The organism is Lacinutrix venerupis (genome assembly GCF_003663945.1).
GTDB lineage: Bacteria > Bacteroidota > Bacteroidia > Flavobacteriales > Flavobacteriaceae > Lacinutrix > Lacinutrix venerupis.
Genome location: NZ_RCCH01000002.1, coordinates 345,774 through 370,311, shown reverse-complemented (window position 1 = coordinate 370,311; position 24,538 = coordinate 345,774). Strand labels below are relative to the sequence as shown.

Annotated in this window: 23 protein-coding genes and 2 tRNA genes; 12 read left to right on the top strand and 13 right to left on the bottom strand. The window is 30.2% G+C overall.

The window, feature by feature from the left end; genetic code table 11:
- Window positions 1-2 precede the first annotated feature (2 nt).
- Together CLV86_RS04455 and CLV86_RS04450 are read right to left on the bottom strand one after the other, a co-directional pair.
- Entirely contained in the window at window positions 3-1,190 is a 1,188-nt protein-coding gene (locus tag CLV86_RS04455) for a pyridoxal phosphate-dependent aminotransferase (protein WP_121050104.1), read from the bottom strand.
- Between the two features lie 34 nt (window positions 1,191-1,224).
- A complete protein-coding gene (locus tag CLV86_RS04450) occupies window positions 1,225-2,319 on the bottom strand; it encodes a fatty acid desaturase family protein (RefSeq protein WP_076734132.1) in 1,095 nt (364 codons plus the stop codon).
- A 147-nt stretch (window positions 2,320-2,466) separates the two neighbouring features.
- Between CLV86_RS04450 and rsmG the strand changes: the two genes are divergently transcribed.
- From rsmG to CLV86_RS04430, 4 genes are all read left to right on the top strand, one after another.
- On the top strand, window positions 2,467-3,099 hold the full coding sequence (rsmG, locus tag CLV86_RS04445) for a 16S rRNA (guanine(527)-N(7))-methyltransferase RsmG (RefSeq protein WP_121050101.1): 633 nt from the start codon (window positions 2,467-2,469) through the stop codon (window positions 3,097-3,099).
- Between the two features lie 166 nt (window positions 3,100-3,265).
- Window positions 3,266-3,793, top strand: a complete 528-nt coding sequence (locus tag CLV86_RS04440) for an inorganic diphosphatase (protein ID WP_121050098.1) — start codon at window positions 3,266-3,268, stop codon at window positions 3,791-3,793.
- Window positions 3,794-3,899: 106 nt separating this feature from the next.
- A complete protein-coding gene (locus CLV86_RS04435) occupies window positions 3,900-4,187 on the top strand; it encodes a Sec-independent protein translocase subunit TatA/TatB (protein WP_076734129.1) in 288 nt (95 codons plus the stop codon).
- A 104-nt stretch (window positions 4,188-4,291) separates the two neighbouring features.
- Window positions 4,292-5,803 carry a S8 family peptidase gene (locus tag CLV86_RS04430; RefSeq protein ID WP_121050095.1) on the top strand — a complete coding sequence of 504 codons (1,512 nt, stop codon included), beginning with the start codon at window positions 4,292-4,294 and terminating at the stop codon, window positions 5,801-5,803.
- A 61-nt stretch (window positions 5,804-5,864) separates the two neighbouring features.
- Here the strand turns inward: CLV86_RS04430 and CLV86_RS04425 are convergent, their stop codons facing one another.
- From CLV86_RS04425 to CLV86_RS04390, 8 genes are all read right to left on the bottom strand, one after another.
- The gene (locus tag CLV86_RS04425; protein WP_121050092.1) at window positions 5,865-6,266 is read right to left on the bottom strand and encodes a DUF3037 domain-containing protein; all 402 of its coding nucleotides are present in this window, start codon (window positions 6,264-6,266) and stop codon (window positions 5,865-5,867) included.
- Entirely contained in the window at window positions 6,256-7,035 is a 780-nt protein-coding gene (locus CLV86_RS04420; protein WP_121050089.1) for a HipA family kinase, read from the bottom strand. Before CLV86_RS04420 ends, CLV86_RS04425 begins: the two co-directional genes overlap by 11 nt.
- Window positions 7,036-7,040: 5 nt before the next feature.
- Entirely contained in the window at window positions 7,041-7,682 is a 642-nt protein-coding gene (locus CLV86_RS04415) for an O-methyltransferase (protein ID WP_076734125.1), read from the bottom strand.
- A gap of 138 nt (window positions 7,683-7,820) precedes the next feature.
- Entirely contained in the window at window positions 7,821-8,906 is a 1,086-nt protein-coding gene (locus tag CLV86_RS04410; RefSeq protein ID WP_076734124.1) for an amidohydrolase family protein, read from the bottom strand.
- Entirely contained in the window at window positions 8,899-9,435 is a 537-nt protein-coding gene (locus CLV86_RS04405) for a 3-hydroxyanthranilate 3,4-dioxygenase (protein WP_121050087.1), read from the bottom strand. The genes CLV86_RS04410 and CLV86_RS04405 overlap by 8 nt, the downstream gene beginning before the upstream one ends.
- A 36-nt stretch (window positions 9,436-9,471) precedes the next feature.
- On the bottom strand, window positions 9,472-10,254 hold the full coding sequence (locus CLV86_RS04400) for an SDR family oxidoreductase (RefSeq protein ID WP_121050084.1): 783 nt from the start codon (window positions 10,252-10,254) through the stop codon (window positions 9,472-9,474).
- Between the two features lie 53 nt (window positions 10,255-10,307).
- On the bottom strand, window positions 10,308-10,604 hold the full coding sequence (locus tag CLV86_RS04395; protein WP_121050081.1) for a hypothetical protein: 297 nt from the start codon (window positions 10,602-10,604) through the stop codon (window positions 10,308-10,310).
- Between the two features lie 33 nt (window positions 10,605-10,637).
- Window positions 10,638-12,077, bottom strand: a complete 1,440-nt coding sequence (locus CLV86_RS04390; protein WP_121050078.1) for an aldehyde dehydrogenase — start codon at window positions 12,075-12,077, stop codon at window positions 10,638-10,640.
- Between the two features lie 203 nt (window positions 12,078-12,280).
- On the opposite strand from CLV86_RS04390, the gene CLV86_RS04385 reads away from it, so the two are divergent.
- Genes CLV86_RS04385 through CLV86_RS04375 form a run of 3 tightly spaced genes read left to right on the top strand, consistent with a single transcriptional unit; the run spans window position 12,281 to window position 14,497 of the window.
- Complete coding sequence (locus CLV86_RS04385) at window positions 12,281-12,658, top strand: Na(+)-translocating NADH-quinone reductase subunit F (protein ID WP_076734119.1); 378 nt, start codon at window positions 12,281-12,283, stop codon at window positions 12,656-12,658.
- 4 nt (window positions 12,659-12,662) lie between these two features.
- Window positions 12,663-13,661: an FAD:protein FMN transferase gene (locus CLV86_RS04380; RefSeq protein ID WP_121050075.1), complete on the top strand. Its 999-nt coding sequence runs from the start codon at window positions 12,663-12,665 to the stop codon at window positions 13,659-13,661.
- Window positions 13,662-13,687: 26 nt separating this feature from the next.
- Window positions 13,688-14,497, top strand: a complete 810-nt coding sequence (locus CLV86_RS04375; RefSeq protein WP_121050073.1) for a DNA/RNA non-specific endonuclease — start codon at window positions 13,688-13,690, stop codon at window positions 14,495-14,497.
- Between the two features lie 112 nt (window positions 14,498-14,609).
- Here CLV86_RS04375 and rpsU read toward each other — a convergent pair whose 3' ends face one another.
- Together rpsU and CLV86_RS04365 are read right to left on the bottom strand one after the other, a co-directional pair.
- Window positions 14,610-14,804, bottom strand: a complete 195-nt coding sequence (gene rpsU, locus CLV86_RS04370) for a 30S ribosomal protein S21 (protein ID WP_044399960.1) — start codon at window positions 14,802-14,804, stop codon at window positions 14,610-14,612.
- A gap of 102 nt (window positions 14,805-14,906) precedes the next feature.
- On the bottom strand, window positions 14,907-17,594 hold the full coding sequence (locus CLV86_RS04365) for an AsmA family protein (RefSeq protein WP_121050070.1): 2,688 nt from the start codon (window positions 17,592-17,594) through the stop codon (window positions 14,907-14,909).
- A 252-nt stretch (window positions 17,595-17,846) separates the two neighbouring features.
- Here CLV86_RS04365 and folK point away from each other — a divergent pair, with 252 nt between their 5' ends.
- The gene (gene folK / locus CLV86_RS04360; RefSeq protein WP_121050067.1) at window positions 17,847-18,974 is read left to right on the top strand and encodes a 2-amino-4-hydroxy-6-hydroxymethyldihydropteridine diphosphokinase; all 1,128 of its coding nucleotides are present in this window, start codon (window positions 17,847-17,849) and stop codon (window positions 18,972-18,974) included.
- A gap of 22 nt (window positions 18,975-18,996) precedes the next feature.
- Here folK and CLV86_RS04355 read toward each other — a convergent pair whose 3' ends face one another.
- The gene (locus CLV86_RS04355) at window positions 18,997-19,527 is read right to left on the bottom strand and encodes an RNA methyltransferase (protein ID WP_076734114.1); all 531 of its coding nucleotides are present in this window, start codon (window positions 19,525-19,527) and stop codon (window positions 18,997-18,999) included.
- Between the two features lie 153 nt (window positions 19,528-19,680).
- Between CLV86_RS04355 and mutS the strand changes: the two genes are divergently transcribed.
- From mutS to CLV86_RS04335, 4 genes are all read left to right on the top strand, one after another.
- Window positions 19,681-22,293 carry a DNA mismatch repair protein MutS gene (mutS, locus tag CLV86_RS04350; RefSeq protein WP_121050065.1) on the top strand — a complete coding sequence of 871 codons (2,613 nt, stop codon included), beginning with the start codon at window positions 19,681-19,683 and terminating at the stop codon, window positions 22,291-22,293.
- Window positions 22,294-22,391: 98 nt separating this feature from the next.
- Window positions 22,392-22,463 (top strand) — tRNA-Gly (locus tag CLV86_RS04345).
- Window positions 22,464-22,495: 32 nt separating this feature from the next.
- Window positions 22,496-22,579, top strand: a tRNA-Leu gene (locus tag CLV86_RS04340).
- Window positions 22,580-22,721: 142 nt separating this feature from the next.
- Window positions 22,722-24,293, top strand: coding sequence for a DUF6377 domain-containing protein (locus CLV86_RS04335; protein ID WP_170148508.1), 1,572 nt, complete (start codon window positions 22,722-22,724; stop codon window positions 24,291-24,293).
- Window positions 24,294-24,538 lie beyond the last annotated feature (245 nt).

Below are 24,538 nucleotides of genomic sequence, written 5' to 3'. Positions count from 1 at the left end.
TACTAAGCTAAAGCAGCTTTAATTCTTTTTATAGCTTCTTTAATTTGCTCTTGAGATGCAGCATAGCTTATTCTAATACAGTCTGGATTTCCAAATGCTTCACCAGTTACAGTAGCAACAAGAGCTTCTTCTAATAAATATAACGAGAAGTCTGTAGCGTTATTTATAGTTTTTCCGCGTAAAGTTTTTCCGAAGAAATAAGAAATATTTGGAAACACATAAAATGCACCTTCTGGTGTATTGGTATTAAAACCTTCTATATCTGCTAGTAAATTTAAAACCATATCACGACGCGTTTTAAACTCGTCAATCATATATTTTACAACACTTGGTTCTGCGTTTAAAGCTGTAATAACTGCGCGTTGAGCAATACAATTTGTTCCACTAGTTACTTGACCTTGCATTTTGTTACATGCACGAGCAATCCAATCTGGAGCGCCAATAAAACCAACTCTCCAACCAGTCATAGCAAATGCTTTAGAAACACCGTTTACAGTAATGGTATTATTAAACATACCGTCTATTCCAGCCATACTTGCGTGCGGTTTTCTTGTATAGTTTATGTGTTCGTAGATTTCATCCGAAACAACGTAAATATTAGGGTGTTTTTTTAAAACAACAGCTAAAGATTCTAGTTCTTCTTTACTATATAAAGATCCACTTGGGTTACAAGGAGAGCTAAACCATAGCATTTTTGTTTTTGGTGTAATGGCAGCTTCTAATTGAGAGGCGGTCATTTTAAAATCTGTATCTATAGATGTTTTTACTTCAACAGGAACTCCTCCTGCAACTTTAACAATATCGCTATAGCTTACCCAATATGGACAAGGTAAAATAACCTCGTCTCCATCGTTAATCGTTACTTGTGCAATGTTGTATAAAGATTGTTTTGCACCAGTAGAAACTACTATTTGCGGTAGCGTATATGTTAAATTATTATCACGCTTAAATTTTGTAATTACAGCTTCTTTTAAGTCTACATAACCATCTACAGGTGAGTAAGAGTTGTAATTATCGTTTATAGCTTGTATTGCAGCATCTTTAATAAAATCTGGAGTATTAAAGTCTGGTTCGCCTAAACTTAATCCTATAATATCTTTGCCTTCTGCTCTAAGTTCTCTTGCTTTTGCTGCCATAGCTAAAGTGGCAGATGTAGACATATTATTTATTCTGTCTGAAAGTTGGTTCATTTATAAAGATGTTATGTTGTACAAATAATTATTATTAAGCTAAACTAGGTTTTTGGCCTAATACTTTTAATTGGTGGTAATGCTCTGCAATGGCTTTCCAAATAGTATTATACTCATTATAAGGTAAGCTAAACTCTTGAGCTGTTTCTTTAACAATTTTTGCTATATTTTTGTAGTGAACATGGCTAATATGAGCAAATAAGTGATGCTCTACTTGTCTATTTAAACCACCTGTGTAAAATTCTACTAACCAACTTTTTGGTGAAAAATTAGAGGTTGTAAATAATTGATGTATTGCCCATGTATTTTTCATATTTCCAGACTCGTCTGGAATAGGCATATCTGTATTAGGCATTACATGTGCTAATTGAAAAATAACACTTAAAATAATTCCTGCAGTATAATGCATAATTAAAAAGCCAATTAAAACTTGCCACCAAGTATACCCTAGAGATAAAGGTAAAACAACCCAAATAGAATAGTATAAAATTTTACCAATTATAAGTTTAGTCCATTGTGTAGCTGGTTTAGGAAATTTACCATAAGATAATTTTCTTTTTAAATACACATAAGTTTGTTTAAAATCTGTAGTAATTGCCCAATTTACAGTTAAGAATCCATATAAGAAAAAGGCATAGTATTTTTGGTACTTATGAATTTTTAACCAAGGAGAATGTTTAGAAAAACGAATAATTCTACCGGCATCTATATCTTCATCATGGCCTTCAATATTTGTATAAGTATGATGCAAAACATTGTGTTGAACCTTCCAATTATAATCGTTACCAGCTAAAATATGTATACTGCTACCCATTAATCTATTAACCCATTTTTTACTAGAAAACGAACCATGATTAGCATCATGCATAACATTCATTCCAACTCCAGCAATACCTATACCAATCACTATCATTGATATTATTTGTAACCACACAGGTAAATTTACAGTTAATAAAAGAACTAAAGGTCCTAATAATAGAGTAAACATTATAATGGCTTTAGTATATAATTTCCAATTTCCAGTTTTTTTAATATCATTCTCTTTAAAGTAATTATTAACACGTTTGTTTAGTGTTTTAAAAAACTTAGCAGAATCTTTTCTTGAAAAAGTTATTGTTTGCTTTGTCATAATTATATTTTTGAATAGAACATGTACATTAAATGTGCCATTCGTATTTAATGCGCAAAGATAATTAATAATTGCTTGCCAAGTAATAGTGAATTTCATAAAAATGTGCCAAGATTAATTTCTATTTTTGCATAATATTTAAAACTTATGGAGCTTATATTAAAATACTTCCCAAATTTAACCGTAGATCAAATTGATAAATTCACTAAGCTTGAGGCTTTGTATCAAGATTGGAATCTTAAAATTAATGTTGTTTCTAGAAAAGACATAGACGAGTTGTATTTACGTCATGTGTTACATTCTTTAGCAATAGCAAAGGTTATAGAATTTAAAGATGGTACAAAAATAATGGATGTTGGTACAGGAGGTGGATTTCCAGGAATACCATTGGCAATATTGTATCCGGAATGTTCATTTCATTTAGTAGATAGTATCGCTAAAAAATTAAAAGTAGTTAATGAGGTTGTAGAAGGCTTAGGTCTTGAAAATGTTAAAACAACACATACCAGAGTAGAAGAGATTAATGATACTTACGATTTTATTATAAGTAGAGCAGTAGCTGCTATGCCAACTTTTGTTCATTGGGTAAAAGGTAAAATTGCAAAACAGCAAAATCACGAATTAAAAAATGGTATTTTATATCTAAAAGGTGGAGATTTATCTGAAGAGTTAAAAGATTATAAAACAACTACAATTTATAACATCTCAGACTTTTACTCTGAAGAGTTTTATGAAACAAAAAAAGTAGTACACTTGCCAATTAAGTATAAAGTTAATTAAACTTAAAGTTATCATTTAAAGCTAAAATGTTATCAAAATACTTTTTACTTGTAATAAGCTAAATAATCTTGTACTTTTGCAGCCCTAAAAAACACATGTTTTAAAATAAAAAAATTAATAATTCCTTTTTTCTAATAACGAATTTAGGAGATAAAATATAATATTTATGAGTGCAAAAGGAAATTTAACTTTCGATGCTTTAATTGAAATACCTAAAGGAAGTAGAAACAAATACGAATATGATTTCGAATTAAAGAAAATTCGTTTCGATCGTATGTTGTTTTCATCTATGATGTATCCTGGAGACTACGGTTTTTTTCCAGAAACTTTAGCATTAGATGGAGATCCTTTAGATGTTTTAGTTTTAGGTCATGAGCCAACAATTCCATTATGTGTTGTTGAGGTTAAACCTATTGGAGTATTTCATATGGCAGATGAAAAAGGACCGGATGAAAAAATTGTTTGTGTTCCTATTTCAGATCCAATTTGGAATTCAAAAAAAGATTTGGAAGACATAAACCAACACCGTATTCATGAAATCACTCACTTTTTTGAAGTTTATAAAGATTTAGAAAAAAAGAAAGTTAATGTAGGTCGTTGGGGAGATGCAAAAGAAGCTTACGAAATAATAAACGATTGTATCGACCGTTACGAAAACAGTGATCATAAAAAAACAAATGATTTTGCAATTTAATGATTGTAGATAATTTTATAAAAAAAGCCTTTCAAAATATAAATTTGAAAGGCTTTTTTAACTTTGAAAATGTTTTAAACAAAAAACAACTTACTATATTTGTAGCGTGATACAATTAGCAACATTTTTATTCATTGGAGGTCAAGAGGCTATATTAATTATACTAGCAGTAGTTATGATTTTTGGTGCTAAAAACATCCCAGAAATTGCTCGCGGCCTTGGTAAAGGCATGCGTATGCTTAAAGACGCAAGTAACGATATTAAAAGTGAAATAACGAAAACTGCAGAGCAGCAAGGAATAGATACAAGCATCACTAAAGATGTAGAAGATGAATTAAAAAAGGTAAAAGATGACTTCGAAGATTTTACCGGCTCTATTAGTAGAAAAATGTAATTCGCTTTTTTGATATTGTTTTTTTTGAAATTTCATATTTTAAAAGTTAAAAAAATGTGAAATATTTAATATATTTAAAATCTAACCCATTAAAAATATATTAAATGAAATTTAATTATCTCAAACTATTTTTAGCAGCATCCATTATCATGACATCCTGTACAAAGGATGCTATAAGTGATTTTGAAGAAGAAAAACAACAAGTTGTAGATCAATCTAAGCCACTAACTATTCAGCAAATTAACGCTGAAATTGAATCTCAAATCAATAGTGGAGAAGAATTTAATTGGAATAATGAATCTGACCATTTTTTATGGAGTGCAATAGTTCATGGAAATAATATTTTAACTATAGGTTATGGAAATGAAAATGAAAGTTATAGTGAAAACCGATCTCAAGAACTTTTAAAAACAAAAGATAATATTTTAAGGCTCGTAGAAACTCAAGAAAACTATAAGCGAAATAGAGAAAATGTAGTTGAGCATGAAATTATTAATGTAGTAGATGTTAAAGTAGAAAATATTGAAACCGTAAAAGCACTTAGAAAGAGTGAAGGTATTCGTTACTTAGAACCTAATGGCTATAACCACTATGGTACAGAAAACACTATGCGCTCTAGTTCTGGGTGTAGTAAAAATGGAGAATCTATAAGTAGTTCGCATTATACAACTGTAAACCCAAATAATGCACAAGTATCTTGGCATTTTAGTGAGCATAACATACCACAGGCCTGGAATTATAGTACTGGTAGTGGTATAACTATTGGTTTAATAGATACAGGAGTATCTCAATCTCAATCTCTTTTAAACGGTAATGGATTTAAAGATGGTTATTCTACAAATTCTAGGTTTGTTCAAAAATATGGAACTTTTATAGACTCTAATTGGTGGTGGTCTAATAATTATGATGGTCCTCACGACAAATGTGGTCATGGCACAGCAATGGCTTCTACAATGGCGGCACCACGTAACGATAATGGTATGCCAGTTGGTGTGGCTTATAATGCTAATTTAGTTGCTTATAGAGCTACAGAAGATGTTTTACTTAATGATTATCATGAACGTAAAGGTGTGTCTCAAGCATTAACAGAACTTGCAAACCGAAGCGATGTAAAAATTATTTCAATGTCTATTGGTTACGTTTGGTCTATTGGTAATATAAAAGATGCTGTAAAATATGCATATAGTAAAGGTAAATTAATATTTGCAGCAGGAGGAACTTCTACAAGTTTTACTAATGGTTATGGTGTTATTTTTCCGGCAAGTATGAGTGAAACTGTTGCTGTTACAGGAGTAGACGATGGACCAAATTACGAAAGGTGTGAAGTATGCCATAGCGGAAGTAAAATAGACTTTACAATAATAATGGAAGGTAATAATAATACAAGTAAAGCACCACCAGTTTTAGGTTTTTATAATAACCAAAGACGTTATACAGGAGGCTCATCTGTAGCAACTGCAACTACGGCAGGAATTGCAGCTTTAGTGTGGGCAAGACACCCAAGTTGGAGCAGAACGCAAGTATTAAATAAACTTAAGCAATCTGCAGAATTTTATCCTAATAAAAACTCAAGTTTTGGTTATGGAAATATAGATGCTTTACAAGCGGTACAGTAAAAATTTATTTTTATTAATTAAAATTAAAAGCCTCTTTAAAACGAAGAGGCTTTTTTAAATATTAACTATCACTATCTTCACATAGTACATATTTCTTAAATATATCTTCAAGCTCTTTTTCAGGATTTTCGGTTAATCCAGAATGTGTTTTAGAACTCTGTATAACAGTACTTCTTGTAGCTGCAAGCCATCTAAATCTATCTGATAATTCAAATTGTCCAATAATACCAGCAGATTCGTTTCCGTCGCTAATTAATTTCCATGAATGTAAATAGCTATTTAGCGCTTCTAAATCTAAATTGCAGGAGTAAGCATTTAATTTAGCTTCATTAATTTTAAATTTTGCATCTAAAAATTTTTTGCGCTTAGAAAATAAAATAACACCAATATTAAAAAACTCCTCACGTTCAACCTTAGGAACTAGCCTAATAATTGCATATTCAAAAGTAACTTTATCTTGCATCTTTTGCTTCTTTAACTAATGAATCAATCTTTGAGAGTCTGGTGTTTAAATATTTTATATAGGCAGCTCTAATTTGATCTGGCGTAAAGGTATCAGACTCATTTATTAACCAGTTTTCTGGAATGGTATCAATAATGTTTTTAATGGTGTCTTGGTCTAAGGCATTAATAATGTCTTTAGCAGCAAGGTCTAAATCTGTAGCACGATTTAATAGTACGTGGTCTTTTATAAGAGGAAACGTTTTATTTAAATGATTTTCCCAAGTTTCCCAATTATGATGAAAATAGAAACTTGCTCCATTATCGATAACCCATAATTCTTTATTCCAATTTAATACATTTGGATTTTTGGCAGTTCTATCAATATTACTAATTATACTATCTAAAAGCACTAATTTAGAAGCTGTTTTAGCATCTGCTACAGATGCTAAAGGATCGAATGTTATGGAGCCACTTAAATAGTGTAATCCTAAATTTAAACCTACGCTAAATTTAAGTAAATCTTGAATTTCTTCATCAGGTTCTGTTTTGCTAAATGAATCGTCTAAATTCATAAATACTAACTCCGGAACTTTTAATCCTATGGCTCTTGCTAACTCACCTCCAATAAATTCTGCAATCAAAGCTTTTTTTCCTTGACCAGCACCTCTAAATTTTAAGACGTATAAAAAATCATCACTAGCTTTAACAATTGCAGGTAAAGATCCACCTTCTCTTAAAGGTGTTACGTATTGTACAACATCAACAGTTCTAATATTTAATTTGCTCATAGTTATTATAGCTTTCTGCTTATTGTTAAGCCGTCTCGAATAGGTAAAACAACAGTTTCAATTCTGGAATCTTCTTTTAAAAGTGTATTAAAGTCTAGTACTGCTTTTGTTGAAATATCTTTTGGGTTTAATTTTTCAACTACTTTACCATGCCATAAAACATTGTCTGAAAGTATAATACCTCCAGAATTTAACTTATCTATTATTAAGTTAAAATAGTTGACGTAATTAGGTTTGTCTGCATCAATAAATACTAAGTCAAAAGTTTTATCCAGTGTTGGTATAATATCTACAGCATTTCCTAAGTGTTGATGAATTTGAGAGCCATAACCAGATTTATTAAAATACTTGCGTTGAAAATCTTCAAGTTCTTCTTTAATATCTATTGTATGTATCTCTCCTTCTTTTTGAAGGCCTTCTGCTAAACAAATTGTAGCGTATCCAGTAAAAGTGCCAAGTTCTAAAATAGTTTTAGGTCTAACTAATTTAGAAATCATACTTAAAACGCGGCCTTGATATGGGCCAGACAACATTATAGGTTGAAGTATTTTAAGGTAGGTTTCTCGCGTAAGTTGTTGTAATAGTTCTGGTTCTTCTTGACTATGAGAAACAATGTATTCGTCTAATTTTTCTGGTAAGAAATACATAAATAATTAATGTATTATAATATTATAAAGCGTTTTTATTAAAATTGCAATGAGTAACACTACTATAATTATTAATGGGAAAATGTTTTTAAATTTAATGTATGTCGCAACAGTGTCACAAAAAGACTTTTTTTTTCATTATCCCAATATTCGTTTTACAAGTTTGTCTTTAGCAGCTTGGTCGTCTCCACAAAGCCATTGTATTACATTGTCTTCCCATATAGCATCTCGTTGTGGCTCTGTAATAATTTTACGTTCCATTGCTAAATCTAAAATTTTGCCAGGATAAGAGCTTTGCTTTTCACTTTCCATTTCTCCTAAAGGATACGGGTCGTCTAATCCCATAATAACTTGATTAGATGTTTGGTTTCTAATTAATAATTCTAAACCACCAGTATCATGAACCAAAGTATCAAAAAATATATTTTTATGTGCTACGGCTTTTCTTGGATGACTTTTTCCTTCAAATAAATCTGGTCTGCCATCAAAACCTTGAATACGCCTGCCTAAATTTATTTGTGCTAATTGTCCTCCATGTGCAAAACATGTTCGCATGTTAGGATATTTGTCTTGGTAGCCATTTAAAGTTAAAAAATGGTAAGCATCGGCACATTGTGCCAGCATCCAAATTAAATGAAAACGCCAAGACGTATTTTCTAGTTTTATAAACTTTTCACCATCATACGGATGGATTTCTACTGCAAGATTATATTTATTGGCTAGCTCGAAAATAGGCTCGTTTTCTTCATCAAAAATACAACGCCAAGTTCCAATAGTATCCATATAATGTGTTGGTAGGCACAATAACTGTAAACCTAACTCTTCTACACAACGTTCGATTTCCCAACAAGCTCCTCTTACAAATCCAGGATGTACAACAAATCCACAAGTGAATTTACTTGGGTTTTGGTGTTGTACTTTGGCATTAAAGTCGTTTTGGAAACGTAAAGCTTGTTTCATTTCTTCAACACGCAAACCATTTCCATATAATTGAGATAAGTTTAAAACAACAGCATGGTCTATTTTAAAACGTTCCATCCATGCTAGTTTTTCATTTAAGAAAAAACTTGAATCTGTAATTGGTCGATTCCAGTCTTTTTGTAGCATAAATTTTCGATCTTTATCTACCCAAAAAATACCTTTATCTTGCATAAATTGAGGAATTTCCTCTGGATAAGGCAATAAATGCGAATGACCGTTTATTCTTAATTTGCGTTTACTCATTAATTTTTACTTTTTTTGGTGGTTGCATTATTTCTCCACAATTTGGACATGTACGTTTCTCTTGATCGCCATAATATTTATCGAAAATTTTAGGCATATCGGTTTCTATATTTTTAATAGTAAAATCTTCTTCGTATAATTTTGTTGTACAGTTTTCGCAAAACCAAAGTAATGCATCCTGCACTCCTTTTTCTCTTGGATATTCAATTACTAAGCCTACAGTATTCGCACCACGTTGAGGTGAGTGTGGTACTTTAGGTGGTAATAAAAACATTTCACCTTCTTTAATATGAATATCTCTTGGCGTGCCTTCGTCTATTACTTTTAAAACAATATCACCTTCTACTTGATAGAAAAATTCTGGTGTTTCGTTATAATGATAATCTTTTCTGCTATTAGGACCACCAACAACCATTACAATAAAATCGCCATCTTTCCATACTACTTTGTTGCCAACAGGTGGTTTTAAAAGATGCCTATTTTCTTCAATCCAATCTTTAAAATTTATAGGTGGAAATAATTTACTCATAATTATTATATTTTATGGTTATGTAATTTTATAAAGTTACAAAGATTTTGTTCTTCCGCCATCAACAGGAAGATTAATTCCGTTAATATAAGCAGCACGTTCGCTAGCTAAAAAAGTTATAGCATTTGCTAATTCTTCTGGTTTTGCAAAACGTTTTGCTGGCACGGCACTCTTCATTGCATTGGCAGATTCTTCTTCGCTTTTTCCAGATTTAGCAGATTTATTTTTAATAATTTCAGTTAACCGTTCTGTGCCTGTTGCACCTGGTAATACATTGTTTACAGTAATACCAAATTGTCCAAGCTCATTTGCTAGTGTTTTACTCCAATTTGCAACTGCTCCACGAATAGTATTACTAACTCCAAGTCCATCTAAAGGTTGTTTTACAGAGGTTGAAATTACATTTATTATTCTTCCATATGCTTCATCTTTCATAAACGGAACTACCGCTTGCGCTAACACGTGATTGCATTTTAAATGTTGTGTAAAAGCGGTTTCAAACTCCTCTATTTCTGCTGAAAAAACTGGTCCGCCTGCCGGACCACCAGTATTGTTTACTAATACATGAAAACCATGATTGTTTTTAATGTAGCTTTCTACCTTTTCTTTTAATTCCATCGGATTAGAAAAATCAGCAACAATATAATCGTGATTTCTATGTTGAGGTAGTTGTGTTAAAGTGGCCTTTAACTTGTCTTCGTTTCTTGCAATTAGCGTTATTATAGCACCTTCTTCGGCTAAAGCCAAAGCAGTAGCTTTTCCTATTCCTGCTGTGCTTCCACAAACTAATGCGTATTTGTTGTTTAGTTGTAAATCCATAATAATTTCCTGCGTAGGCAGGAATCTTTTTTAATGTTAAACGGAAGCTATATTTAATTAACTTCCAACTGTAATAATAAATATTTTTTATATCCAAAGGTTGTTCTATATAGAGTTGACCTTTTTCCTTTTGTTAACTTTACGTCGATATCTTCTACTAATTCTACTTCCAAAATATTTGATGTGCACCAATCAATTTTTGCTTGAATATAATGTTTACCATATGGTAACTCTAATTTTTGTTTTTCACTGTTATTTATTTTTGCGAATAATTTACCATTAACTTCTAACCGAATTTTTCTAAATCTATTTTCGTGTTCACTAATTCTATTAATTGTAACAATTGGCATTAAAATAGAGTTTCAAGTTGAAATTTAATTAAACTAATATTTTATACACACATTCTTAGCCTCAGTAAAAAATCGAAGAGCTTCAAAACCACCTTCTCGTCCAACACCTGAAGCTTTTACGCCGCCAAATGGTGTTCTTAAATCACGCATCATCCAGGTATTAACCCATACAATTCCTGCTTGTAATTGGTTGCTCATTCGCATAGTGCGTTTTAAGTTGTTTGTCCAAAGTGTAGCAGATAAACCGTACTTTACTTTGTTTGCCATTGATAATACTTCATCTTCGGTTTTAAAAGGCATTATTGTAACGACTGGTCCAAAAATTTCTTCTTGGTTTACACGGCATTCATCACTTGGCACTTCTATAATTGTAGGTTCTAAATAGTATCCGTTTTCAAAACCTTCTACAGTAACTTTATTGCCTCCATAAAGAATGGTTCCGTTTTCAGTTTTAGCTATATCTATATATTCCTTTACTTTTTCTAAATGTGCTTTAGATACTAATGCGCCAATATTTGTGTTGGCTTCTGCTGGATGACCAACTTTTAAAGCTTTTACCTTTGTAACAAAGTCTTTTTTAAATTTCTCATAAATAGAAGATTCAACAAAAATCCTACTTCCGCATAAACAAATTTGTCCTTGATTAGCAAACGAAGAACGAACAGTTGTGTTTAGCATATCCTCATAATCGCAATCTGCAAATATGATGTTTGGATTTTTTCCGCCTAATTCTAAGGATAATTTTTTAAACATTGGAGCTGCTATTTTTGCAATATGAGCTCCAGTTGCAGTTCCTCCTGTAAAACTTATGGCTTTAATATCTTTATGTTCTATAATTGCTTGTCCTGTAGTGCTTCCTAAACCGTGAACTATATTTAAAACACCTTTTGGTAGTCCAGCTTCACTACAAATTTCACCCAATAAATAAGCGGTCATTGGTGTGACTTCGCTAGGCTTAGCAACAACACAATTTCCTGCAGCAATGGCTGGAGCTATTTTCCAAGTAAATAAATACAAAGGAAGATTCCATGGCGAAATACAACCTACAACACCAATAGGTTGACGTAAAGTATAATTAATTGCTTGGCCAATGCTTTCATGACTTTCGCTAGCAAATTGAGTAATAGCATTGCCAAAAAACCTAAAATTACTTGCAGATCTTGGGATGTCTACTGCCTTAGCTAAGCTTATTGGTTTTCCATTATCTTTACTTTCTGCTTGGGAGAAAGCATCTAGATTCTCTTCTATTAATTCTGAAATTTTTATGAGTATTTTACTTCGTTCCTCTATGCTAGTTTGTGACCATTTAGGAAATGCAGATTTTGCTGCCTTATAAGCATTTTCTACATCTTCTTTTGTTGAGTTTGGAATTTGCCCATAAACCTCTCCTTTACTTGGGTTATAGTTATCTATCCATTTGTTTTGAATAGGGTTTTGGAAAGATCCATTTATGTAGTTTTGAATATTTTGCATTTTACTTACTGAAGTTAATCTCACGTTATTTGTAAAATTATAGGAATAGATTATAGTAAACAAACCTTTTGCTAAGTTTTAAATGAAATGAAAAATTAGAAGATAAGACTGGCTTTAAAGTAAATGTGTTTTGCCTAAGTGATTATTATAACTTGAAGAGAAATCTGTTTTCTATTAATAGCTTCCTTTTGTATTTTTGCTTTATGAGAAAAGCACTTACAAAGCAAGAGTTACATAATCTTGCTATGAATCACGTTGGTAAAGACCTCGAAAAACGAGGTTTTGAGTTTATTGCAGTAAATAGTAAACTAAAAAGACACCCTCAATTTGTGTGTATAGATGCTAATAAACAATATTTTTTTGTTATAGTAAAAGCGGTCTTATTACCAGATAACGCCAATAATTACGATGTTATTTGGATGGAATCTTTTAAAAAACATGCACGCGAAAAAAATGCAAAAGTATTGTATGCGGGAGTTGGTTTAGGAAATCCTGAAGGAGAAGATTTGCCGGTTTATTTAAACGAAGAGTATTTAATTGAATATAATGGTATCCAGGTTATTGAAACTAATTTAAACTAAGATTATGAAATTGTTATTTGCTTTAAAGAAGTTTTTGTTTGTGTTATGTCTTGTTACTTTTTTTGTTTCTTGTAAACAGGAACTTAAAAACAGCAAAATAAGTGGTTCTGTTTTCGGTACGTTTTACGAAATCACTTATGCTTCAAATACTAACGAAAATTATAAAAAACAGTTTGATAGTATATTTTATATTATCAATAAATCAATGTCAAATTATCAGCCAGATTCCAATATATCAAAATTAAATAAAAACGAAAATATTAGTGTAGATGCTCATTTTGTTAAAGTATTTAAAGCTTCTAAAAAACTATATAGAGAAACAGAAGGCGCTCTAGATCCTACTATTGGTAACCTTGTAAATGCTTGGGATTTTGGTTCTGAAAAACCAAAAATTAAAATAGACAGTATTAAAATTGATAGTTTATTAAATTATGTTGGTTTTAATAGAGTTGGCTTGGTAGATAATTATATTAAAAAAGAAGATGGTGTATTTATAGATTTTAATGCTATTGCAAAAGGTTATGCTGTAGATGTCATAGGAGAATTTTTGGAGGCAAAGTCTGTAAAAAACTATATGGTAAATATTGGTGGCGAGCTAAGGTCTAAAGGTGTAAATGTTGATAAAAAAAAGAATTGGACTGTAGGTGTAGAAAACCCAAATTTTGATGGTTCCCAAAGCACAAATACTGTTATTGAGTTTAAAGATAAAGCAATGGCTACTTCAGGAACATATAGGAAGTTTAAATTAGATGAAAATGGAAATCGTTATGCTCATATAATTAATACAAAAACAGGTTATCCATCTAAAACAAACATTTTAAGTGTTTCTGTAATTGCAGAAACCTGTATGATGGCAGATGGTTATGCTACTGCTTTACAAGCAATGGGAGTTAAAAAAGCCGATTATTTTTTAGCAAAACACCCAGAACTAAAAGCTTATATTATTTTTGAAAACGATAAACAAGAGCTTGAGGTTTTAGATGTTAACGGGTTTAAGGAATAATTAATCAATTTTAATAAAGAGTAATTTTGAATAATAAAACCAAGTATTCTGTACTTACGGCTATAGTAATAATAGCAACACTATTAATAAACGAGTATCTAAATAATAAGCAGAAGACAGAAGTATTTAATGAAGGAGCCGTTTTAAAGACTGAGACTAACGAATACTTCTTACCTACAAGTACTACAGGAGAAATAGTGCATCACGAAGGTTATAGTTTAAGTTATAGCGAAGAGCATGAACAGGCAGAATGGGTGGCATACGAATTAAAAGAAGAGCATTTATCTAACGCAAATTTTAAAAGACCTTATTTTGAAATAGATGAAGCTGTAAAAACTAAGGCTGCACACTGGCGTAATTATAAAAACTCTGGTTACGATCGAGGTCATTTGTGTCCGGCAGGAGATAGAAAGTACAGTAAAGCAGCGCACGACGAAACTTTTTTAACAAGTAACATATCACCGCAAAAGCATGACTTTAATGCTGGAATTTGGAATAGGTTAGAGCAAAAAACACGTTATTGGGCAAGTAAATACGATGGTGTTTTTGTGGTTTCAGGTGGTATTTTAAAAGGAAAAATGAAAACTATTGGTAGTGAAAAAGTTGCAGTGCCAAATCAATTTTATAAAGTAATAATCGATAATAATTCTGGAGCAACAAAAATGCTTGCATTTTTAATAGACCATAAAGAGTCTAAAGAACCACTTTATAAATTTGTGGTATCTGTAGATGAAATTGAAAAATTAACTGGAATAGATTTTTTCTCAAGTTTAGAAGACACTAAAGAGAATAGGTTAGAGGCTTCGAGTAGTTATAAAAATTGGAGTTTTAACTAGTTTTTTCGTTTTTAAGTAAAAGGAAAATCTGATTTAAAACATCTCAAACCAAAAAAACCTCACATTCAAAAGAATGCAAGGTTTGTGTGTTTTATATAAAAAAAACGATTTACTATACGTTTTCTGCGTCTCTTAATCCTTGGATATAAGATGCTTTTTGAATTTGACGACGACGTGTTACAGAAGGCTTAGTAAAGAATTGGTTCTCTCTTAAGTTTTGCATTACTTTAATGTTACGGTGCTTTCTTTTGTAACGTTTTAAAGCTCTTTCTATATTTTCTCCGTCTTTAATTTCTATTCTTAACATATCGTTATATTATGTGTATTCTTAAAATTCAGGTTGCAAATATACATTTAAACTTTTAATTTAAACAATAGAGTTGCATAATTTTTAAAATTTTATTTAAATTTATTTAATGGTGTCGTTTTTCTTCTTGTTTTTTCCAAAAAGTCCACCTAAAACATTTTTAACTACATTTCCTGTTTGATTCGTAGAATCTGTTGTCGTGGTTGTGTTTGTGCCAGATGTGTTTCCGTTAGAAAAGATATCTTTTATTACATTTTTAACAGGAGAACTTTGTGTGGTAGTAGTGTCTGTAGTGCTTCCGCTATTACTATTAACACCCAATAAATCCTTAATTTTATCTTTTCCGTTATTAATTAATTTTTGTTTTTCTATTTCTATTAGTTGTGTTGTTAAATTTTTTACACCTGTTGTTAAATCGGTTTGAACCTTTGGGCTAGTAAACGAGCCTGTTAAATTAGCTGTAACAGGAATAGAAATTTTGTTAACTTCATTATCGTTTATTTTTCCAATAAGTCTATTTACTTCGCTACCTAAATATTTTGCAGGTACGTTAAAAACTATATTATAATCCATAGTGTTTTCAAAACTATGGCTACCTCCAACGGTAATGCCAATATCTTTATAGTTTAAATTAAAAGGAGAAATGTTTACAAGGCCATTTTCGAATTTTAGTGCTGTTTTTAAGTCTTTTAAATCTAACTTATCGAAATCTATAAAATTCATTTTGTTAGATAAGGCATTAAGTAAAGGTGCGTTTTCAGTTTCAACTTTAGTAGTTAGCAATTCAGCTAATGCTCCACCAGAAATAGAGTTCATTATTGGAGTAAAGTCGTCTCCTAAAGTACCGCTTACATTAATGGCGCTGTTTAATTTTCCTTGTAATGCTTTAGCAATTGGTGCTAAATTTTGAAGCATGTCTAAATCTCTAAATGATTGAGAGATATCAAAATTAGTCATGCCTAAATCCATATTAAATGTAGGTGTTTTGCTTTTAGTATTAATTAATCCAGACATGTTTAGGTTTCCTCCTAATAAATTTGATGTTACATTTTGTAAGCTAGCAGTTTCATCTTTAATTAAAAGTTTACCTTTTACGTTGGTTAATGTTAAGTTGTCGTAAACTACTTTTTTAGCATCAGCATTTACAGTGCAATCTAAAAAGGCTGGTATTTTAAGAGCGTCATCGGGTTCTGTACTTTGGTTTACAGGCCTGTCGCTTCCTCCTTCTACCATAAAATCACTTATTAAAAAGTTGTTAGACGCTACATTAAAATCTCCTTTTAACTTTTGGTCGCTTAATAAAAATCCTAATAAATTATTTATTGTTCCAGTAGCATTTAAATCTGATTTTCCAGTAGAAGCTTTAAAATTTTCTAGAGCAATAGTTCCAGGTTTAAAACTTACATTGGCTTGAGAAATATTTAACGGATTTACAATATCTGCAGATGAGAACACAAAATCGTTAACACTAACGTTTCCATTATTTTTAATTCTGCTATATGCATTAGTTTCAATAGCATTCATATCGAAACTTGTGTTTAATTTTGCTTTTATAATACCACTAAGTTTGTTTTCTAATTCTATAGGGTAAGCTTCGGTGATATTTGCTAAGTTTAAAACACCATCAATATTTGCGTTTACAAGCATGTTGGTTGTTAGGTTTTTAATAACAGCAGAAGACTTAAATTCATCTTCATCAATTTTAAAATTTAGTGTTTTTAAATCTAAAAAAGTATCGTCTATATTTCCTGTTGTATTTTTTACCGCAGCATTTATAGAAATATTTTTCACACTTTTTGGCAAATCTGGATATTTAAACGATGCATTATTAGAGGCTATGTTAATATCTAAAGTAGGTATAGTTTCTTCTGTAACTTTTCCTTTAATTTTTCCGTTAATTTTAAAACTCCCGCTAGTTTCAACATTACTAATGTTTTTAGAGTATGTTTTAGGAATTACTGCTAAAAAATCTTTGAAGTCTGAACCTGGGTTTTCAAAAGAAATATCAATATCCTGTCCTTCTTCAATAAGTTGTACGTAACCTGAAAACTCTAAAGGTAAATCGTTAATTAAACCTTTGTTTTCTTTAAAAGTGTATTTGCTGTTTTGTAAATCAAGATCTATTAAAGCATCTAGTTTTATACGATTATTACTTAAATATTCTGTACTATCAATACTTAATGTAACATTAGCTTCACTTTTTGTGTTTAATTCAGAAATGTTTTCAGAAAATGTTCCGCTACCAGAGTGGTCAAGTTCTGTTACATCTAGTTTTGTATTAGAACCTTCATCCAAATAAATTAAAGCACTTTTAGATATTGCGTAATCTTGAATGTCTATTGTAAAGCCTTCGCCATTTTTAGTTGTAGATGTTGAAGTTTCACTCTCTTTTGCAATAACATAATTAGCATCACCAAACTTATTTACTTTTAAGTTTACGAGTGCTTCGTTTACATAAATTGAATTTATAACTATTGGACCTTCATCTTCTTTCTTAAATAATTCTTTAATAGACATATCAAAAGATAGAGACTTTACACTGGCTAGAGTTTCGTCTTTAAAAGGTTCAAAATTGGTGATTCTTAAATCGTCTACGCTAACATTTGCTTGAGGAAAACTACTAAGAAAGCTTAAGCTAACATCTGCAAATTCTACATTAGCATTAACGCTATTATTAATAAAATTACGAACCATATTTTTAATTTGATTCTGAAAAATAAATGGTGCAACTAATAGAAGTATTACTATAGTTAATAGAGAAATACTAGTGATTTTTAATATTTTTTTCATCTTTAATTTCCGCCAATGCGTCACTATTTTAGTTTTTGTTAAGTATAGTATTTACGTACAATCTAAGCAAATAGTTGTAGAATAAAATTTTTTAATAAAAGTTTAGCATTTAGGGTGGTAGTATATTTTTTTTATTCATGTTTTTAAGTAGTTAAAAGGCTTATTTGTACAGGTAATAAATTTCGTTAATAAGTTCTTTAAGTAAATATAAAAGAAACCATTTACTTTTAGTTATTTTGCTTTCTCTTTAAAATGGAATCACAAAAAATTTATATATCTATAGGAAGTAATAAAGGCGACAAATTTAAAAATTTGCAATCTGCCGTAGATGCTATATATGTAAAGGTTGGTGCTGTAAAAATAATTTCTAAAGTATTTAAAACACCAGCTTTAGGATTTGAAGGAGATGATTTTTTTAATGCATGTTTATTGGTAGAGAGTTATTTAAAGCCAAATAAAATTTTAAAAGAATTATTAGCAATTGAAACTAATTTAGGTAGAATTAGAAGCAAAAAAGAAGGCTACCAATCTAGAATAATAGATTTAGATATATTATTTATTGAAAATGAAATTTTAGAGACTAAATCTTTAAAAGTTCCACATCCAGAGTTGCATAAACGTAGATTTGTTTTAGAGCCATTACACCATATAGCTTCAAAATTTAAACATCCAATTTTAGATGATGAAATTTCTGTTTTATTAGAAAAATGTGAAGATAAAAGTGTTTTAGAGCCTGTAAATATTTGGTTAAAAAATCCTAGTAAACAACATCAATTCTCTAAATACAATTATATAGCTTTAGAAGGTAATATAGGAGCAGGAAAAACAAGTTTAGCTACTAAAATAGCACAAGACTATAATGCAAAATTAATTTTAGAACGTTTTGCAGATAATCCATTTTTACCTAAGTTTTATAAAGATGCGCAACGTTACGCTTTTACTTTAGAGATGTCTTTTTTAGCAGACCGCTACCAACAAATTAGCGACGATTTATCTCAGCTCGATTTGTTTAAAGATTTTATAGTTAGTGATTACGATATTTTTAAATCGCTAATATTTTCTAAAATAACACTGCATCAAGACGAGTTTAAACTATACCGAAAGCTATTCTATTTAATGTACAAGGATATAGCTAAGCCAGAGTTGTACGTTTATCTTTATCAAAATACCGAGCGCCTTCAAGAAAATATTAAAAAGCGAGGTAGAAAATATGAGCAGAATATAGATAGTAGTTATCTTGAAAAAATAAATTCTGGTTATTTAAATTTTCTTAAAAATCAAACAGAACTTAATGTAAAAATAATAGATATTTCAGATCGCGATTTTGTAAAAAATCGTGAAGATTATTTATATGTTTTAGATGCTATATGTAGCAATTAATTACCGTTATATAGCATCTATTTTAATATGATAACTTCGAGAAAACATCCCAAACAACAACACCACAACTTACAGAAATATTGAGCGAGTGTTTTGTGCCATATTGTGGTATTTCAATAACAACATCACTTTTGGAAACTACATCTTGTGCAACGCCTTTAACTTCATTGCCAAAAACAAGAGCGTAAGTAGTGTTTTTTTCTACTTTAAAGTCATTTAGCATAATTGCGTTTTCAGCTTGTTCTATTGCGCAAATTTTTACACCTTCAGCTTTTAATTTTTCAATTAATTCTATAGTGTTTTCTACGTACTCCCATGCCACAGTTTCTGTACTGCCTAATGCAGTTTTATGTATGTCTTTGTGTGGTGGTTTTGCAGTAATTCCACACAAATAAATTTTTTCAATTAAAAAAGCGTCACTTGTTCTAAAAACAGAGCCAATATTATTTAAACTTCTAATATTATCTAAAACTATAATAATAGGTGTTTTGTTTGCTTGTTTAAACTCGTCTACATTTAATCTATCAAGTTCACTATTCTTTAATTTTCTCATGTTTTCTTTTGTTGCTAGAAGTATGCGGTAAGGCAATCTCTTCAATCAAAATTGTGAATAATAATAAATAACTAAAACGAAATTGATTTTAAATAAAATCATTATTTAGTTACATTGCAAACTTATATCCAATAACGGTTAAAACAAAATTCTTTGGCAGCAAAAACAAAAAAAGTGACGCCTTTAATGAAGCAGTATAACGCTATAAAGGCAAAATATCCAGACGCTTTATTATTATTTCGTGTAGGCGATTTTTACGAAACTTTTGGAAGTGATGCTGTTAAATCAGCCGGAATTTTAGGCATTACTTTAACTAAAAGAGGAGCAGGAAGCTCAAGTGAAACAGAGCTAGCAGGTTTTCCGCATCATTCTTTAAATACTTATTTGCCAAAACTAGTTAAAGCAGGTGAGCGAGTTGCTATTTGCGACCAGTTAGAAGACCCTAAGCAGACTAAAAATATTGTAAAACGTGGTGTTACAGAATTAGTTACGCCTGGAGTTGCGCTTAACGACGAGGTGCTTCAATCTAAAACAAATAATTTTTTGTGTTCTGTTTACTTCGGAAAAACAACAATTGGAATTTCATTTTTAGATATTTCTACAGGAGAATTTTTAACTAGCCAAGGTAATCAAGAATATATAGACAAATTACTTCAAAATTTTAATCCAAGCGAAGTACTTGTCTCCAAACAAAAACGATTAAATTTTAATGAGAGTTTTGGTAGCGATTTCCATACTTTTAATTTAGAAGATTGGGTTTACCAAACAGACTATGCAAACGAAACATTATTAAAACACTTTAATACAAAATCTTTAAAAGGTTTTGGTATAGAAGATTTAAATGAAGGTATAATAGCCTCAGGTTCAATACTTCATTATTTAGCCGAAACACAACACAATAAATTACAGCATATTACTTCGGTTTCCAGAATAGCAGAAGATGAGTATGTCTGGATGGACCGGTTTACTATTAGAAACTTAGAGCTTTATAATTCAACAAATAACAACGCAGTAACATTATTAAACGTTATAGATAAAACAAGTTCTGCTATGGGAGGACGCTTGTTAAAACGTTGGTTAGCATTGCCTTTAAAAAATGTCGAAAAAATAAAGCAGCGTCATGAAGTGGTGTCTTACCTTAAAAATAATAAAGCAATTCATCAGAAAATTCAAAATCATATAAAAAGCATTGGTGATATAGAACGGTTAATCTCTAAAGTTGCTACAGGAAAAGTAAGTCCTAGAGAAGTTGTTCAGCTTAAAAATTCCTTAGAAGCTATTACACCTATAAAAGAATTATCATCAAATAGTGATAACGAATCCCTAAAAATAATAGCAGATACATTACAAAGTTGTACCGTACTAATAGATAAAATAAAACAAACAATTAACGAAGAAGCTCCTGTAAATGTTTTAAAAGGAAATACTATAGCTAAAGGTTTTTCTAACGAATTAGATGAACTTCGTGGACTTTCAACTTCTGGAAAGAATTATTTAGACGAAATGTTAAAGAGAGAAAGTGACCGCACAGGTATAACATCTCTTAAAATTGCATCAAATAATGTTTTTGGTTATTACATAGAAGTAAGAAACACTCATAAAGATAAAGTTCCAGAAGAGTGGATTAGAAAACAAACATTAGTAAGTGCAGAACGTTATATAACAGAAGAATTAAAAGAATACGAAGCAAAAATACTTGGAGCCGAAGAACGCATTTTAATTATAGAACAACAATTATTTGCAGATTTAGTAGTGTGGATGCATCAATATATAAAACCTATACAGCAAAATGCCTATTTAATAGGAAAATTAGATTGCTTATGTGGTTTTGCACAGTTAGCAAAAGAAAATAAATATGTATATCCAACAATAGACGATTCCTATGACTTAGAAATAAAAGAAGGACGTCATCCTGTAATAGAAAAACAATTACCAATTGGAGAAGTATATATTGCTAACAATGTTTTCTTAGACCGAGAAACACAACAAATAATAATGATAACCGGACCAAATATGTCTGGTAAATCTGCAATATTACGTCAAACAGCTCTTATTGTGTTATTGGCACAAATAGGAAGTTTTGTACCTGCAAAAAGCGCAAGAATAGGATTAGTAGATAAAATTTTTACAAGAGTAGGAGCGAGTGATAATATTTCTATGGGAGAATCTACCTTTATGGTAGAAATGAATGAAACGGCCTCTATTCTTAATAATATTTCAGAGAGAAGTTTGGTTTTGTTAGATGAGATAGGTCGAGGAACCAGTACATATGATGGTATTTCAATAGCATGGGCAATAAGCGAATATCTTCATGAACATCCAGCAAAAGCAAAAACACTATTTGCAACACATTATCATGAGTTAAATGAAATGACCGAAACTTTTAAGCGTATAAAAAACTTTAATGTTTCCGTAAAAGAATTAGAAGATAATGTTCTTTTTTTAAGAAAACTTATAGAAGGAGGTAGTGAACACAGTTTTGGTATCCATGTTGCAAAATTAGCAGGTATGCCACAGCAAGTATTACATCGAGCAAACAAAATTTTAAAAAAATTAGAGCAGTCACATTCAAGTGAAGAATTAACAGATAAAGTAAAATCAATAAAAAATGAGATGCAATTAAGTTTTTTTAATTTAGATGATCCTTTGCTTGTTCAAATAAAAGATGAAATATTATTAACTGATATTGATACACTTACGCCTGTTGAGGCGCTTATGAAATTAAATGAAATTAAACGAATGTTGGTAAATCCTGAAAAGGATTAAAAATTTTTTTAATAATTTTTACAAAAACGCTTTGTTGTTTGCAAAAAAGACTTAAATTTGCAACCGCAATAGCAATATTGTATGTTCATATAAAGACTGCGAAAGTAGCTCAGGGGTAGAGCATCACCTTGCCAAGGTGAGGGTCGCGGGTTCAAATCCCGTCTTTCGCTCTGAGATATTTTTATTTAAAATAAATTCCAATGCTGAAGTGGTGGAATTGGTAGACACGTTGGACTTAAAATCCAATGTCCATTAGGACGTACGGGTTCAAGTCCCGTCTTCAGTACTTAAGCCTTTGCAGGATCTCTTGCAAAGGCTTTTTTTATATATGTGCAACATTAGGTGAAACAATTTACTTTTAAAATTTGAAATACTCATTCTGCTTAATATTTCTGTTTTTATTTCAAAACTCCTACTCAAACAGTAGATTGGATTCTCTTATAGTAGTGCTTGAGTCAAAAATGGCTAAAAGAGTTTTTTTTGATAAGCAAAAGGAAGAAAATATTAGATTGTTAAACGAAAAAGCATCAAAAACTCTTGATCTTGAAGAGCAATATTTTATTCTTAATAAAATTATTCAAGAATACGAATTTTACAGTTTTGATAAAGCTTTAGAGTACATAGAAAAAAATATAGAGATTGCAGAAAAGCTTAATAATAATCTATTTATAAATAAAACAAAGCTATCTCTAAGTCTTTTGCTTATTGATTCTGGTAGATATAAAGAATCTATTGATGCTCTCAATGAGATAAAGAGAGATTCTTTACCAAATTCCTTAATAAATGAATATTATATAGCCTATAAGGAAGGCTATTCTGGACTTTCTTATTACACTAGTGTAGTGCGAAGCAAAGCATTATACTCTAAATTATATACAGCATATCAAGATTCTTTATATTTAAGATTAGATCCAAATTCAGAAGAGTCTTTACGCCTAAAAGAAAAGCAGTATCGAGATAAAAGACAATTAGATAAGGCTTTAAAAATTAATTCAAAACGTTTAGAAGATGTAAATATTGGGTCAAGAGAATTTTCTTTAATCACCTTTGAAAGATCTCTATTATATGAATTAAAAAAGAATATTGAAAAGCAAAAGGAATATTTAATTCTTTCTGCAATTTCAGATATTGAAGCATCGGTAAAGGATAATGCTTCAATAGGTGCTTTGGCAAGAATTATGTTTCTAGAAGATGATATTGATCGTGCTCATCGATATATTAATTTTTCTTTTGAAGATGCAGAATTTTACAATTCAAAATTACGCTTTATAAATATAGCTAATAGTTTGCCTATGATTACAAAGGCCTATGGAGAAAGAAGCGATAAGCAAAAAGTAAAACTTAAAAACTCATTAATATTTATTAGTTTTTTAGCAGGTTTTTTATTGATTTCTATTTATTTAGTTTATAAGCAAGTTAAAAAGCTTTCAGTTGCTCGAAATAAATTAAAAAAAGTTAATGAAAAGTTGAAGGATTTTAATTCAAAACTAAATATTTCCAATGAAGAATTAAAAAGATTATATTTAGAGCTTTCAGAATCTGATAAAATAAAAGAACATTATATAGGTACATTTTTAAATTTATATTCTGAGTATATAGATAAATTAGATGTATATCGAAAACTAGTAAGAAAATATATTGTTACCAATAAAACTAATGACCTTTTAGAACTTACTAAATCAAAGCAAGTTGTTGGAGATGAAATAAAACTATTTTATAAAAATTTTGACGAATCTTTTCTTCATATTTATCCAAACTTTATAAAAGATGTTAACGAATTACTTGAGTCAGAAGGTCAATTGATAGTAAAAAAAGGAGAGGTTTTAAATACTGAACTGCGTATCTTAGCATTAATAAGGCTTGGTATAACAAGTAGCTCAAAAATTTCAAAAATTTTAAGATATTCCGTTAATACAATTTATAACTACAGAGTTAAGGTTCGGAATACAGCAATTGGAGATCGAAACTCCTTTGAGGAGATGATAAAAAATATAGGATAAAATTATAAAAAGAACAAATTAAGCTTCTTTTTTTATTAATTTCTCATAAAAAAAAATCTATTTACTCATTATTTATCTACCATTTTTGTATTTATTAAATTATGTATATACTTGTTGTTTAGTGGTTTACGTGTTTTTTTATTCTTTTAAAATCTACTTTTTTGCTACTTCTCATTGTTTTGTGTTATAAATAACGATTAATTTGTCATTAATGTAAATACAACGTTATATCTCTGTTAAATTAC